At 70.6% G+C, this 14,299-nt stretch carries 14 protein-coding genes; 6 read left to right on the top strand and 8 right to left on the bottom strand.

The window, feature by feature from the left end; translation table 11 throughout:
• Positions 1 to 924: 924 nt before the first annotated feature.
• Positions 925 to 1,380 (bottom strand): TerB family tellurite resistance protein, encoded by a 456-nt coding sequence (locus tag E1287_RS37010; protein WP_131969946.1) that lies wholly within the window; start codon positions 1,378 to 1,380, stop codon positions 925 to 927.
• A gap of 217 nt (positions 1,381 to 1,597) precedes the next feature.
• Here E1287_RS37010 and E1287_RS37005 point away from each other — a divergent pair, with 217 nt between their 5' ends.
• Positions 1,598 to 2,137, top strand: coding sequence for an EF-hand domain-containing protein (locus E1287_RS37005; protein WP_131969945.1), 540 nt, complete (start codon positions 1,598 to 1,600; stop codon positions 2,135 to 2,137).
• Between the two features lie 13 nt (positions 2,138 to 2,150).
• Here E1287_RS37005 and E1287_RS37000 read toward each other — a convergent pair whose 3' ends face one another.
• From E1287_RS37000 to E1287_RS36990, 3 genes are all read right to left on the bottom strand, one after another.
• Positions 2,151 to 2,735, bottom strand: coding sequence for a short chain dehydrogenase (locus E1287_RS37000; RefSeq protein WP_131969944.1), 585 nt, complete (start codon positions 2,733 to 2,735; stop codon positions 2,151 to 2,153).
• Between the two features lie 324 nt (positions 2,736 to 3,059).
• Complete coding sequence (locus E1287_RS36995) at positions 3,060 to 4,469, bottom strand: erythromycin esterase family protein (RefSeq protein WP_131969943.1); 1,410 nt, start codon at positions 4,467 to 4,469, stop codon at positions 3,060 to 3,062.
• The gene (locus tag E1287_RS36990) at positions 4,466 to 5,329 is read right to left on the bottom strand and encodes an alpha/beta hydrolase (protein WP_131969942.1); all 864 of its coding nucleotides are present in this window, start codon (positions 5,327 to 5,329) and stop codon (positions 4,466 to 4,468) included. Before E1287_RS36990 ends, E1287_RS36995 begins: the two co-directional genes overlap by 4 nt.
• A gap of 117 nt (positions 5,330 to 5,446) precedes the next feature.
• Here E1287_RS36990 and E1287_RS36985 point away from each other — a divergent pair, with 117 nt between their 5' ends.
• Together E1287_RS36985 and rox are read left to right on the top strand one after the other, a co-directional pair.
• The gene (locus tag E1287_RS36985) at positions 5,447 to 5,992 is read left to right on the top strand and encodes a TetR/AcrR family transcriptional regulator (protein WP_207934684.1); all 546 of its coding nucleotides are present in this window, start codon (positions 5,447 to 5,449) and stop codon (positions 5,990 to 5,992) included.
• Between the two features lie 239 nt (positions 5,993 to 6,231).
• Positions 6,232 to 7,653, top strand: coding sequence for a rifampin monooxygenase (gene rox / locus E1287_RS36980; RefSeq protein WP_131969940.1), 1,422 nt, complete (start codon positions 6,232 to 6,234; stop codon positions 7,651 to 7,653).
• A 45-nt stretch (positions 7,654 to 7,698) separates the two neighbouring features.
• On the opposite strand, the gene E1287_RS36975 is transcribed toward rox, so the two are convergent.
• The gene (locus E1287_RS36975; protein WP_243719695.1) at positions 7,699 to 8,388 is read right to left on the bottom strand and encodes a class I SAM-dependent methyltransferase; all 690 of its coding nucleotides are present in this window, start codon (positions 8,386 to 8,388) and stop codon (positions 7,699 to 7,701) included.
• 376 nt (positions 8,389 to 8,764) lie between these two features.
• Between E1287_RS36975 and E1287_RS46475 the strand changes: the two genes are divergently transcribed.
• Both E1287_RS46475 and E1287_RS46060 read left to right on the top strand, forming a co-directional pair.
• Positions 8,765 to 8,899 (top strand): hypothetical protein, encoded by a 135-nt coding sequence (locus E1287_RS46475; RefSeq protein ID WP_279508288.1) that lies wholly within the window; start codon positions 8,765 to 8,767, stop codon positions 8,897 to 8,899.
• Positions 8,896 to 9,411 (top strand): ABC transporter permease, encoded by a 516-nt coding sequence (locus tag E1287_RS46060; protein WP_243719694.1) that lies wholly within the window; start codon positions 8,896 to 8,898, stop codon positions 9,409 to 9,411. The genes E1287_RS46475 and E1287_RS46060 overlap by 4 nt, the downstream gene beginning before the upstream one ends.
• Here E1287_RS46060 and E1287_RS36965 read toward each other — a convergent pair.
• From E1287_RS36965 to E1287_RS36955, 3 genes are all read right to left on the bottom strand, one after another.
• Positions 9,384 to 10,526: a hypothetical protein gene (locus E1287_RS36965; protein ID WP_131969938.1), complete on the bottom strand. Its 1,143-nt coding sequence runs from the start codon at positions 10,524 to 10,526 to the stop codon at positions 9,384 to 9,386. The genes E1287_RS46060 and E1287_RS36965 overlap by 28 nt on opposite strands.
• Entirely contained in the window at positions 10,519 to 11,019 is a 501-nt protein-coding gene (locus tag E1287_RS36960) for a SigE family RNA polymerase sigma factor (RefSeq protein ID WP_207934683.1), read from the bottom strand. The genes E1287_RS36965 and E1287_RS36960 overlap by 8 nt, the downstream gene beginning before the upstream one ends.
• Before the next feature lie 232 nt (positions 11,020 to 11,251).
• Entirely contained in the window at positions 11,252 to 12,868 is a 1,617-nt protein-coding gene (locus tag E1287_RS36955; RefSeq protein ID WP_131969937.1) for a hypothetical protein, read from the bottom strand.
• 192 nt (positions 12,869 to 13,060) lie between these two features.
• Between E1287_RS36955 and E1287_RS36950 the strand changes: the two genes are divergently transcribed.
• Positions 13,061 to 14,299 (top strand): hypothetical protein (locus E1287_RS36950; protein WP_207934682.1); only part of this gene is annotated, 1,239 nt, incomplete at its 3' end.

Below are 14,299 nucleotides of genomic sequence, written 5' to 3'. Positions count from 1 at the left end.
GTCCGGCGTCGTCCAACGCGTCGAGGCGCTCCTCGGCACGCCTCCGGACAGGAACACGGTCACCGGCCCGCTCCTGTTCATGGGCAACGGCTTCGTCACCAGCTCACTCACAGCCGCCACCCTCCAACTCGACCAGGCCGCCATCTCCTGCCTCCTGGCCCTCCTAGCCCTCCGCTAACGCAACGCTCACCGCGACCGACCACGCCGCACCCGTCCGCCGCGCGCCCACCGACCCACCACGCGGCAAGCCGCTCCAAAGAGCCACGTCCACCCGCCCACGCCGCCCAGCCATCCGCCCCGCCACACGACGAGACGCCCCATCGCGCAGTGACGTGCCCGTCATGGGCAGCCGCCGGGGTTCGGCCGTCCGCCCACAGCACGGTTAGTCGCGCATGGCGCGGCCTTCCGTTTTGTCGCGCAGTGAGACGCCTAATGTGCGGTGAGCCGACATCGAATAGTCGGCCGCGCCGTGACACAACAAGAGGCCCTGTCGCACGGTGACGTGACCGGCATGGGCAAGCGCCGGGGCTCGGCCGTCCGCCTAAGGGCGGGGCCGATTGCCCACGGCACGGTTGGTCGCGCGTTACAGGGCCATCCCCTTTCGCATAGCGAGACGCCTACTTTGCGGTGAGCTGGCGTCGAATAGTCAGCCGCCTATCGCGCGGTTAGCCGTCCGGCGTGCGGTTGGGCGTGCGGCGGGGCGCTCCGGCGTGCGGTTGGCGTGCGGCGGGGCGCTCCGTCGCGCGGTGACGTGCTCCGCGCGGGGAGCAGCCGCCCCAGGGCGTGGACGTGCGCCCCGAGACATGGCCGCTCGCCCGTGGCACGGTCAAGCAGTTGTCGCGCGGTCAGGCCTCTGTGGTGGGGACGAGGCCGGTGGGGCGTTGGGTCTGGCCGGGGGTGAGCAGGTGAGGCAGGCGGCGGGGGTCAGAGTTCGAATTCGGACGGGTCCAGGCCGAGGGTGTGGCAGGCCTCGCGGACGATGGCCTTTTCGGAGTTGTCGAAGTTTCCGTCCGCGCCGCCGATGATGATGCCGATCTGGATCACGGCGCGTGCCTCGGTGGGCTTCTTCTTGGCCTTGCCGATGTCCTGCAGGACGGCCACCTTGCCGAAGTCGAAGTCCGCGGTCAGCTTGGACACGTTGTCGTTGAAGCGGCGCTGCAGGTCGTCCGCCGGGAAGTTCTTCAGCACCTCGTTGCTCGCGATGAGGGACGCGGTCTTCTGCCGCTCGGTCGGGTCGACGCTGCCGTCGGCGGCGGCGACCAGGGCGCACATCGCCATGCTCGCGTCCCGGAACGCCCCGCTCTTCAGATCGTTCTTCCTACTGAGCAGCTGCGTCTGCAGGGTCGGGATCGACTCGCGCAGCTTGTCCCACAAAGGCATTGGTTCCTCCGCTCGTTGGGTCGTCCCACCCGACACTAACGGACCTGCTACAACCGTAGTAGCCGCGACGCGTCCCCCGAGGGCGGTGGGAGCCGAGGTAGTGCGAATGTCCATCCACAGCTAGGGCCTGGACCACGCTCCGCTAGGTGCCAGGCACCGTGTGTAAGGCTACGGTGACGTTCTGCGTCCAGCACAGAGGACCTCGGGAGGAGCTCACATGAGCGACAGTGCGGCGTTCCGATACGGCCGTACCTTCGACCTTTTCGACACCAACCAGAACGGAGCGATCGAGGCAGACGATCTGTCCGCGCTGGCCAGTGGCGTCGTGCAGGCCGGGAACATTTCCGTCGACTCCGACCAGAGCCAGGCGCTTCACGCCGCGTATCGGCGCTTCTGGGAGGTCGTCACCCACTATGCCGACACCGACTCTGATGGACGCGTCACGCGCGAAGAATTCATCAACGCGATGGCCGGTGGAATGAGCGCCGGACCGCTCTTCAGCGAGAGCATCGCGAACGCGGCCGACGCGGAGTTCGCGGTCATCGACACCGACGACGACGGACGGGTCGACCTGGCCGAACTCCAGACGTTCTTCGAGAACGCCGGCCTCGCCCCGGACGAGGCACGCCAGGCCGCAGCCGACATGGACACCGACGGAAACGGCTCGATTTCCAGGGAGGAGTACCAGAGGGCCTGGCTCAGGTACTACCTCGAAATCGACCCCGAAACCAAGACCTTCCTGGGCGGAATCGACTGAACGGCTCTCACCATTACGGGACGATCGTTTGGCCTTGAGCGGTTCCTTCGATTGCCTCGACGTAGGCGCGAGCCACGTCGGCGGCCGGTGTGCCGGACGACCCGTCCATTCCCAAGTTTTCGAGAGTTTCGCGAACCCAGCCCGGGCTGATGACGTTCATGCGAAGTCGGCGGGGAAGCTCCTCGGCGGCGTTGCGAACGAAGCCCTCCAGGCCAGAGTTGACCAGAGCGACCAACGAACCACCGGCCAGCGGAGTCGCGAAGGTGCCCGCGGTGAGCGTGATCGAGCCTCCGTCACGCAGGTGACGCAGCGCCCGCCGCGCCAGGGCGACCTGTCCTAGAAGCTTGCCTTGCAGCCCTTGGACGAACTCTTCGTCCGTTACCGACTCCAACGGCACCAATGGGCCGCTGGCGGCGCAGCAGACCACGGCATCGGCATCGGGCACTGCTGTGAAGAGGGCGTCCAGCGAACGCGGGTCCTCAAGGTCGACACGGATCGGTCCGCGGCGGGAAGCCCGCACCACCTCGTGGGCCGGTTCCAGGGCGCTCACGACAGCGCGTCCCACGGTTCCGGTCGCTCCGACAACGATCACCTTCATACCGACAAGGATGGCCCAGCGAGCCCGCGACCTGATCACCGAACCCCGGAGCCCGCAGAACGCTTCTGGTCGAGCGCCCACTTCCTGCGGATTCGCGGAACTCACGGCCGTGCGTCCGGGCGGCCGTCCGTCCGGGCGGCCGTCCGTTCGGGCGGCCGTCCGTTCGGCGGCGGGTCTCCGCGATCTGCGGATCGTTGAGACCCACCTGCCGCGCCTCCGCCAACCCCGGCGACCAAACCGGATGGAGATCGCCGCGCTCGCCCTGGAAATCTGGTCGAGCGCGGCACGGACAAGCGGCTGGACGCCTCTAGGAGACGTCCCTGATCAAGAGGGAGGGGCGTTCAGGAGGCGGGTCGGGGTGATCCGGTCGATGTGCAGGATCGCGTCGAACGCGCCGGACAGCGAGTCGACCGTGTGGTAGTACTCGGCGTCCTTCTCGGGGACGTAGTGGGCGCTCACGGTCCGCAGCTTGGCGGGCCCGTCGAGGCGGCGCCGGACCGGCGGCGGGGCGCCGTGCCGCAGGTCGACCAAGTAGTCGGGTAGGCGCGCCGTGCCGAGGTCGCGATCGATGAACGACTCGTGCGGGGACGGCATGGTGTAGACGCTCGGGCCGCCCCTCTCCCAGCCGGTGAGGACGTCGCCGTGGTCGAAGACGGTGGCGATCGAGCGGTAGCGCCGTCCGTGGACGCGGCGCAGGATCCCGCCGGCCATCCGCCGCCGGGTGACGTCCGGCCCCGGATACTCATCGGGGAACGAGATCACCTGCTCCTCGACGCCTGCGGTGTGGGCGTTGGCGGCGCTGTAGGCGATGCGGTGGCCGGTCCGGCGGCGCCAGGTCTCGATGAAGCGGGCGATGTACCGCTCCCGGGTGTCCTGCCGGTCACCGGCGGTGGTGTAGGACTCGTACCAGCCGACGAGGGCCTGCGCGTGCTGGACGGCGTCGTCCCACGAGACCGGCGACCGTCCGGGGCCCACGCGGCGCACCAGGTCGAGGACGGCGCGGGCGTGCTCGATGTACGGGCGCTTGAGCTCGTCGGTGAAATCGGGGTCGTTGTACCAGACGAGATGCTGCTGCGGCCCGCCGCGCATGGCGATCTCGGTCAGGTGGCCGTCGAGTTCGGTGTACCGGTGCGGCGCGACGTCCTTGACGTACGCGCGGATCTCGTCGTACAGGACCGGCCGCAGTTCCAGGATGTCGGCGCCGAGGAAACGCACACGGTCGTGCGGCGGACGGCCCTCGTTGAACTCCCGCATCCACGTCACCAATTCGAGGATGCCGTGGCTGCGGAGCATGAACAGCGCGTCGCCGACCACCGTGGCGGCGTCGCCCGAGCCGGTGGTGACGTACCGGTCGATGGCGACTCCGGCGGCCCAGCTCTCCTCCCAGGCGATCGTCCGGAAGCCGAGCCGTTCCACGAGGAAGCGGGCCACCCGGTGCTTGAGCGTGGTCACCGTGTGGGCGCCGTGCACCGGTTCGCCGATCCCGGCGATGCGCGCGTCGCCGATCAGGGGACGTAATATGCGCAGGTCGTCCAGCGGGCCTCCGGCGTCGAGGCGGGGGAGCGGCACCGCGTGCCGGTCCAGCCAGGCGCGCAGATCGTTCGCACCTGCGGCGCCCGTGGCGCGGGCGGTCTGCGGCAGGGCCAGCCCCAGGGCCGCGGCGGTGCCGCCGGCGATCAGGGCGCGGCGAGAGGGCCCCTGGGCGAGGCTCCGTCGTGGCGTCTCGCGGGTCATGTCGGCTCCTTCGGTGACGAGGTGGCGTTGGCGATGTCGGCGATCTGGTCGGCGAGTGCTTGCGGGGCGTCCAGCGAGACGAACGTCCGGGCCTCGGGGACCTCGACGAACTCGGCGTCGCCGAACGCTGCCGCCAGCCGCCTGCCGAGCGCAGGCTTGAACGCCCGGTCGGCGGTGCCCCAGACCAGCCGGACGGGGCCGCGGAAACCGGCGAGCCGCGTCGAGACGTCGTTCAGCTCGCTCGGATCGACCGCCTGGAGGAACCGCGCCGCGTCCGACCGCACGCCCGCGTCGGTGAGCGACGGTTCGATCCATGAGCGGGATTGCGCCGGATCGAATTTCCGCGCGAGGAGTCCGAACCCGAGCACCGAGTGCCGGAACGCGCGCAGCTTCATCGGCTGCAGGTTGAACAGGAGGCGGCGCGGGCCCTTGAGGAGCCTGAAGATCACGTTGAAGGGGAAGGGCGGGAAGGTGTCGAAGGCGTCGCAGTTGGTGAGCACCAGGCGGCCGACGCGGCTCGGGTCGGTGTCGAGGACGTACTGGCACAGCGCGCCGCCGGTGTCGTTCCCGACCAGGGTGACGTCGGTGAGGTCGAGTGCTTCGAGGAACGCCAGGATCTGCCGGGCGACGCCCCGTGGCGACTGGTCGGCGGCGCCGGGCAGCGCCACGCGGTGCGAGCCGAGCGGCCAGTCGGGGGCGTAGGACCGGACGCCCTTGGCGGCCAGGAGGTCCGCGACGCCGGACCAGAGCGAGCCGTCGACGAGGAACCCGTGGACGAAGACGACCGGCGGGGACGCGGCGTCCTCCGGACCGGCGGCCCGGTAGCTTACGGTGCCGTGGGGCAGATCGATCATCTCCATCCGGCCCACCTCCTTTGATGAAGTAACATACAACGTGCATGTATCTTACGGACAGACTGTATGAAACAACCTCGTCGAACGCAAGCAGACCGCTCGGCCACCACCCGGGCCGCCCTCGTGCGCGCAGGCCGCAAGCTCTTCGCCGAGCACGGCTTCGCCGGTGTCGGCACCGACGCGATCGTCCGTGAGGCGGACGTCAGCCGTGGCGCGCTCTACCACCATTTCGACGACAAGACCGGCCTCTTCACCGCCGTCCTCGAAGAGCTGGAAGGCGAGGCCGCACGGCAGGTGGGGGACGCCGCGGCCACGGCGCCCGATGGCGACTTCGGCGAGATGATGACCAGGGCCCTGCTGGCATGGCTCGACGCCTGCGAGGAGCCGGAACTGCAGCGCATTCTCTTGGTCGACGGGCCGTCGGTGCTCGGCTGGGTCCGCTGGCGGGAGATCTGCCAGCAGCACATCCTCGGCATGGTCGAGGGCGTCCTCGCCCAGGGGATGGCCGAGGGGACGGTCCGCGACCTGCCGGTCAAGGCGCTCGCCCACGCGCTGCTCGCGGTGGCGGACGAGGCCGCCCTCCTGGTCAGCGCCGCCGAGGACACGTCCGCCGCGCGGCGTGACGTGATGGCCGTCGTGGGGCCGATCCTTGAGGCGCTGAAGGCATAAACCGACCGGCCATTGCATTCGCCGATGGGCTCGCTCGTCCGCACCGCACGAAAAAAGGCAGGGAGACCGCAACTCCCTGCCACTTTCAATGTATAGCGCATTGGGGGGCTTGCGGCAAGACCCGGGTCGTGGCGCAGAATCTCCGTCCGGGGCCGGCGCGGCAGTAATCCGGGGTTCGCGAAATACGCGCGTGCGCGGAGCGGCCCGGCCGGAAAACGACCTCAGTGAATGGGCGGTTCATGATTGACGTGATCATTGCCGGGGGCGGACCGACCGGAATGATGCTGGCGAGCGAACTGCGGCTGCACGGCGTGCGCGTGCTCGTCCTGGAGAAGGAGGCCGAGCCGGCTCCGTTCGTCCGCGCGCTCGGCCTGCATGTGCGCAGCATCGAGGTGATGGAGCAGCGCGGCCTGCTGGAGCGGTTCCTCGCGCACGGCCGGAAGGTACCGATCGGCGGCTTCTTCGCCGCGATCCCCAAGCCTCCGCCCGACCGGCTGGACACCTCGCATCCCTACGTCCTCGGCATCCCGCAGCCCGTCACCGACTGCATCCTGACGGAACGCGCCACCGAGCTGGGCGCCGAGATCCGCCGCGGCCGCGAGCTGGTCGGGCTGAGCCAGGACGATAACGGGGTCACCGCCGAGCTGGCCGACGGCACCCGGCTGCGGTCGCGCTACCTCGTCGGCTGCGACGGCGGCCGCAGCACGGTGCGCAAGGCGCTCGGCGTCGGGTTCCCCGGCGAGCCCACCAGGGCCGAGACCCTGCTGGGCGAGATGGAGGCGACCGAGGACCCCGCGAAGATCGCCGCCGTCGTCGCGGACGTCCGCAAGACCCAGCTGCGGTTCGGCGTCGGCCCGATGGCCGGGACGTTCCGCGTCGTCGTGCCCGCCGAAGGCGTGGCCGAGAACCGCGGCACGCCGCCGACCCTGGACGAGTTCAAGCGGCAGCTCCGGGCCTACGCCGGCACCGACTTCGGCGTCCACTCGCCGCGCTGGCTGTCCCGCTTCGGCGACGCCACCCGGCAGGCCGAGCGGTACCGCGTCGGCCGGGTCCTCCTGGCCGGCGACGCGGCGCACGTCCACCCGCCGCTCGGCGGGCAGGGGCTCAACCTCGGCGTGCAGGACGCGTTCAACCTCGGCTGGAAGCTGGCCGCCGAGGTCAACGGCTGGGCGCCGGACGGGCTGCTGGACACCTACCACGCCGAACGGCACCCGGTGGCGGCCGACGTGCTGGCCAACACCCGCGCGCAGACCGAGCTGATGTCCGACGAGCCGGGCCCCCGGGCGGTGCGGCGGCTCGTGTCGGAGCTGATGGACTTCGCCGAGGTGAACCGGTACCTGGTCGAGAAGATCATCGCGATCGGCGTCCGGTACGACCTCGGCGACGAGAACCCGCTCGTCGGCCGCCGGATGCGGGACGTGGAGCTGAAGCGGGCCCGCCTCTACGAACTGACGCACGAGGGCCGCGGCCTGCTGCTGGACCAGACCGGACGCCTCTCGGCGGCCGGGTGGGCAGAACGCGTCGACCACGTCGTCGACGTCAGCGACGACCTGGACGCCCCGGCCGTGCTCCTGCGTCCGGACGGCCACGTGGCGTGGGCCGGCGACGACCAGCAGGACCTCCTCGACCACCTGCCCCAATGGTTCGGCGCCGCCGCCTGAGAACGATGCGCTGGACGTCGCCGCGCGAGACGTCCGGCGGAAGACTCAACTGGCGTTCGCGGGTTTGTGGGCGAGGACGAGCCTGTACCGCGCGCTCCCGTCCGCACGCTGCCCCATGGCCTCCAAGGGAGCGGTCGTCACGGTGAATCCGGCGTCCGTCAGGTCGTCGCGGACGGCGCCCAGCGGACACGTGCGGTAGTACATGACGAACGGAGGACGCCACACCGCATTGCGAATTCGCATGGCGACGTCGAATCCGAGCAGCGCCCAATACCAAGCCGAGGCGATGGGCGGCGGCGCACCGAGCGGGAAGGCGAAGAGCCCGCCGGGCCGCAAGGCGCGGTACACCCCGGCGAACAGCGCGGGCCGTTCGGCGGGCAGGAAATGTCCGAGCGCCCCGAAACTGACGGCCAGGTCGAAGCCCTCGTCGAAAGGCAGAGCCCGGACGTCCGCCCGGACCCACTCGGCGTCCGGATGCGCGCCGCGCGCCTGCGCGAGCATTCCGCTGCTGAAATCGACACCGCAGATCCGGCCCTCGCACAAGGGCTGGAGGACGTCCATTCCCGCGCCGGTACCGCAGCACACGTCCAGCCCGTCACCGAACGGCCCGAGCGGACGCAGCGCATCCGCGGTCGCGCCGAGCAGGCTGCCGGGGGTGCGGAACGGCGTGTGGTCGAATTTGGGCGCGAGCAGGTCATAACCGCCCTCAACCGAGGACAGAGCGTGGATCGCCAATTCACGCAGAGACGGACCTTGAGCCGAGAACACCGGCCAAGGCTACTTCCTGGACCGCCGCCAACCCCGTCACGGGGCACCAAGGCTCCAGCAGCCCAACGCCGCAACCTCCTCCGGCATGCGGGAGAGGGGGCTTTCGGTGGGCGTTCAGGAAGGGCGGGCACCGTGGGGCCATGACCGCACGCCTGCTCGTGGTCGAGGACGAGCCGGACATCCTTGAACTGCTGCCGGTGAGCCTGGGGCACAGCGGGTTCGACGTGCTGACGGCGACGTCCGGGACGGCCGCCGTCCAGGCCACCCAGCGCCACCGTCCCGACCTCCTGGACACCATGCCGCTCGCCCCGGCGTGGACCGCGCAGCCCTCGTCGGTTGGCCTATGGCGCAGCGGCTGCGCGGCTTCGACGGCCACCCGACCACGATCTACGAGCGGGTACGGGGAGGCGCCGTCGAGGACGTCCGCGGCATGCTGGCCCGTACCGCCGATCCGCGCAACCCGGAGAGGTCACGGTGAGCCGTCCGTCCGACGGGCTGGCGGCCAAGGCCGCGGCGGCAGGCGCCTTCACCGACCTCCCGCTCGGGCTCGGCGCGATCGCGCTGCTGGTGGGCGGCGTCGGCGTCGCGAACACGATGGTGATCTCGGCGCTGGAAAGGCGCGGCGAGATCGGCCTGCGGCGCTCCCTCGGCGCCGCGCGCGGGCAGATCAGGCTGCAGTTCCTGACCGAGTCGCTGCTGCTGTCCGGCCTGGGAGGACTGGTCGGTGCCGCCGCCGCGGCCGTCGTGACGACCGCGTACGCGACCACGCAGCACCTGCCGCCCGTGATCCCGCCGTGGACACTCGGCGGCGGCCTCGCCGCCACTCTGCTCATCGGTGCACTCGCCGGCCTCAACCCGCCCTGCGCGCCGCCCGCCTTTCCCCGACCACGACGTGAGGCAGGGGGTTGCGCAGTTCGCAGTCGCTCAGCGCGGGGCGTTCGGCCACCGCACATCGACGACGGTCAGGGATGCACCCGGGCGAGCCGATAGTCGGCGCCCTCCCGCCACAACAGCCAATCGCCTGCCGCCCAGGCTTCTCCGTCGAGCCTGGCCTCACGGCCGGTCCGGACGTCGAAGAGGACCGACTCGGCCTCATCCTCGTCTTGATGCGCGGCCGTGTAGACGACGATTCGGTCACCAGCGGTGATCCGGCCCGCATAGGCGGTGTCCGCTGCGTGCGGCAGCGCGCGAAGGATCTGACGCGAGCCGCCCGTTTCCCTGTTGAGCACCGTGAGGGCTCCGCCGCCTGCCCAGGCGACCAGATGCGAGTTCGCCGCGAAGACGAGGTCCGCCGATGATGATCCCAGCCGGGCAAGGTTGTGTACGGCACCGTCGCGCACGTCGACCTGCCGAAGGTCGGCTCCCGCCCGCACGATCGCATGCGGATAGGAGAAGGCTTCCAGCGTTCCGCCGACCCGATGGGTTCGTGTGCCGCCATCACAAGCAGTCGCGACATTCAATGCGCCGGCATCGCGGCCCCAGACAAATGCCGGGCCGTCGGCGAGGAATCGCTCTCGTCCGCCCCAGGATGCATCGAGGGTCCGGGTCGGGCCCTGGCCGCCAGGCCCCCGGCAGGAAAGCCGCTCGCCGTCTGGCCACAGATACCCTGCGTCCCCGACCGCCATTGCCCAGAGGTAGGCGCGTGTTCCGGGCGTGGTCTCGGTGACGAGGGCGGGAAGACCTCCTTGGGGGCCCGCACGCCAAATCCCGGTTGACTGTTGACTATTACCGCTGTCGCCCGCTTGGGGAGCCCCGAGAACTGTGCCGTCCTTGTTCAGCGCCATCGCCTCGAACGGCGATTTGCCCGGCAGATCTTTCGGGATCCTCACGATGGTGCCGGGCTCCACCATGGCGTTCAGGTTCGTCCGGCCTGACGTCGCCGTCACAGTCGCGGGATCGTCCACCGGAGACCGCTCCGGGACGGCCTGCATGACCGCGACCGGAGTAATGCCCGCGACCGCCGCAAGTGCCACGGTTCCGGCGGCCACCCTCCGCCGCCTGGCCGCCGCGCGACGCAGGATCTCGCTCCGCAGCGACGCCGGCGGATATTCGTCCTTGAACGGTGAGGTGAGCAATTCCCCGAGCTTTCGCTCTAGCTCATCCATGTGGCTCCTCCTGAGTGTCGGCGGCGGCCCGCAATTTGGCGAGCGCACGGCACGCCTGACTGCGCACCGTGCCGGCGCTGCATCCGAGCACATCGGCGATCTGCTCGTCGCTGAACCCGTCGACGTAGCGCAGCATGAGCACGGCCCGCATTCCCCTTGGCAGCCCGGCCAGCGCCGCCTGGGTCGCGGCAAGCGCCGTCACGCCGTCCAGCCGCTGGTCGTCGGCCGCCCGATCCGGCGGGTCGGCCATCAACTGCTCACGGTTGCGCCGCCTCCGGTTGATCATGAGCCGCACCATCGTGATGCGGACATAGCCCTCCGGATCGTCCTTGCGCCGCACCCGCCGCCACCCGGCGCCCGTCCTGGTCAGGGCCTCCTGGACGAGGTCCTCGGCGTCGTGCCGGTTGCCCGTGAGCGCGCAGGCGTATCGGTAGAGCGCCGGTAGCCGGGCCGACACGAAGTCGTCGAACCGGGCCGGCTCCTTGTCCGACACGATGCACCTCCTAACACCCAAGGACACACGACCCCGCCCCAACGCTGCACGCCATCGAAAAGCCGTGGATTTTTCCGCCTGCGGGCCGCTCACTCCACCAGGACGTCCTCGTCAGGCCCTGTAGCCCTCGCCTCGGTCGGCTCCGCCCAAGATCGCGGCCGGACTCCGAACCCAGACATGTTCTCTCTCCGGAACGGCCGCACCAAGCAGCTTGCAAATCCGGAGAGTCGCGTCAGGCCGGACGGATCAGCTTTGTATAGCCTGCGACGAATAGTGTGGCGAACGCCCATCCCAGAAATTGGGGTGCCCATCCGGCGGCCACGATCCATTGTTCTCCGCTGGACGTGGCGATGAGGTTGCACCGCGTCCGTCTCGTCGTGTTCAGCAGCGGGATGGCCAGTTCGATCCCCAGTCCCACCTGGTCGACGAATTGGCAGTCGCGTGTCCGCCCGTCCTCACCCTGCCCCGAGGCGGCCTCTCCGGACGCGGTCGCGGGGGCAACGCCGGGGCGCTGCGGCACCTGGACGGCATCGGTCGTCTGCGCCGCCATGATGGTCAAGATCACTGCCGCGACGATGGTCAGGGCCAGGCCGACCAGGGCGCGCCAGGTCTGGTAGCCGTAGCCGAGCACGATCCGCAGGACGCGCAGGCGCAGCCGTTCGGCGCTCGACAGGCCGCGTCCGCCGGCCAGCAGGTCGTCCTGCTGGGCGATGAGCACCTTGCGGGCGTCGTCGTCCCATCCGGCGGCGGTGTAGACGTCGGCGAGCTGCCGGTAGGGCTGCGCCGCGTAGCACGCCCTGTCGCGCAGGAAGGCGATCCATTCGGCGCACGTCATGCCGTGCGGGACCATCCGGTAGGTGAGCCCGTCGAGGGCGACGAGGTCGCGGCCGGAGGTCCCGGCCAGGTCGGGACGCATGCTGAGCGTGCGGCCGAGCGTCACCATGCGGAGGTCGACGGCGCGCCCTCCCGCGCCGCCGGTCACGGTGGCGCCGTCGCAGACCAGGCTTCCCCCGATCTCGGCGCCGGTGAACCACACCACACCGTCGGGATGGGCGCCGGTGGCCCGCATGCGGGTGAGGAAGACGTCCGTCTCGGCCCGGACGCCCTCGGCGGCCAGCGCGCACATCCCCTCCCCGGTCAGGTCGGCGCCCTCCAGGCTGAGCTGGCCGCGCACGGTGGCTCCCCGTAGCACGACCACGGCGGCCTCGGCCGCGTCCGATCGGCCGCCGTCCCCGCGGCCGCGCGCCCGCAGCCCGCGCAGCAGCAGGTTGCCGCCGACGTCGGCGCGCTCGGCCAGCAGCGCCGCCCCGCCGTCGGCGGCGATCTCGGCGCCGACCAGGTCGAGGTTGCCCTCGACGGTCGCGCCGACCAGCCGCACCGCCCCGGCGCCGCCTCCTCCGCGGAAGCTCGCGCGCAGCAGCAGGTCTCCGTCGGAGCGCAGATCGTCGGCCAGCAGCGCGACCCGGGTGCTCGCGCTGATCCTGGCGCCGGTGAAATTGGTCTGCCCGCCGATGCGAGTTCCGTGCAGTTCCACCGGTCCCGTGCAAATGATCTCGCGGGCGTCCAGGCCGTTGTCGATGCGCGCGTCGTTGGCCTCCAGTCCGGCGAGCTTGGAACGGGTCAATACCAGGCGGGGGATTCGGGCATGGCTGACCTTGATCGGCTGCAGAACCGTGCAGTCCTCCAGGAAAAGGCCGACCCCCAATTCCATGCCTCGCAGGTCCATAACCCCCGCCAGCCGGACGCCGTTCAGGATCACCCCTGGCTGCGGGGGCGGCTCCATGCCGTTGCGCCCCAGCAGCAGGTCACGCAGGACGTCCGCGCGCACGACGTCGTCCCCGGCACCCACCTGACCCTGATGTAACCCATTAGGCCCAAAAGCGGTTATCTGTCCGGATTCAATATGCTGCACAAGGGCGTGTTCAGCCGGAAGTAAAGGCATCGGCATGCACGCATCCTAGAGGTGCAGGGCGGCACATTCGTCCCACGGGTGCCTAAGGTACTCTGATCTTTCATTGTCCCCCGGAAATGATCAACTCGCGTGGCCCCCGTGGTCGGCGCCGACCGAGAAATCCCTGCGATGCTCGAATACCGCCATGATTGGCCAGGGCTGACCGCGCAGCCGGGCCACATCGTCCATCTGCCCGCGCAGATGGACGACGTGACCCGAGGCCTGTCCGGCGAGCGCGGCACGCTGGCCGGCGTCTGGCACGCGTCCAACGCGACCAGGGTGCCGGTGGGCGTGCAGGCGCCCGCGTACTTCGGCACATGGCACACCGCGGTGACCCTCAACGGGCTCTACATGTCGGCGCGCGGGAACGCCGGCGCGGTTCTCGGCGCGATCGACCGCAACCTGTGGCACGTCGTGGCTCGGCTCGCCCGTACCTCGGAGAACTACCACCAGGCCGAGACCGCGACGCTGGAGGCGATCCGCAGGTACCTGGGCCCGCTCGCGCACACCGGGGTGTGGGAGCGGGAGCCGTCCTCGACCGGGTCGGTGTGGCCGCGGCTCGGCACCTCGGCGCCGCCCCAGCCGACGCCGGCCAGCACCGCGCGCACGGACGTGCCACCGGCGGGCCGACCCGTCATGACGCAGCTGACGATCCACCGCGACCGGCCGGTGGCCGAGTTCGCCGAACGCTATACGCCCCAGCAGATCGCGATGTGGTTGCGTCCCCTGAAGGAGGCCCGTGCCTGGGAGGCCCACCACGCCACGTCGCGGGAGCTGTACACCGCCACCAGGACCTTGCACGCCCTGGGTGACACGCTGTTCGCGCAGGCGCATCGGCTCGCCTACGCCTGGAGCGACCGGGCCTCCCCGCACGCCCAGCACAAGCTCCGCCGCATCCACGCGACCACCACCGGCCTGGCGGCGTTCACCGGCGCCCTCGAGGTCGTCGAGCGGCACACGGCCGAGGCGCTGGAGCAGGTCCTCGGCGACCTGCCGCCCGGACGCGCGCTCGTCCCCAACCGCGACCGAGACGACCGCCTCGCCCGGGCCTTCGACGACCTGACGGCCCGGTACCGCGACGTCGCCGACGGCTATCCCGCCCGCCTCGCCGTCGACCTGCCCTTCGGCGGGATCGACCCGCCGGAGGGACCCGTCCGTCCGACCGTCCCGGCTCCGCCGGTACCGCCGCCCGCCACCGCTCGTCCCGAGGAGACGTCCGAGGTCTCACCCCCGGTGATAGGCGCCACACCCCGGTACCAGGCGAACATCTCGATCAACTGGTGGCTCCCCGACCCCGACCCGACGGCCCCCCCAGTAATCGGCCTGGAC

Origin of the sequence: Actinomadura sp. KC06 (assembly GCF_004348735.1) — a bacterium.
Lineage (GTDB): Bacteria > Actinomycetota > Actinomycetes > Streptosporangiales > Streptosporangiaceae > Spirillospora.
This window is presented reverse-complemented; position numbering and strand designations above follow the sequence as displayed.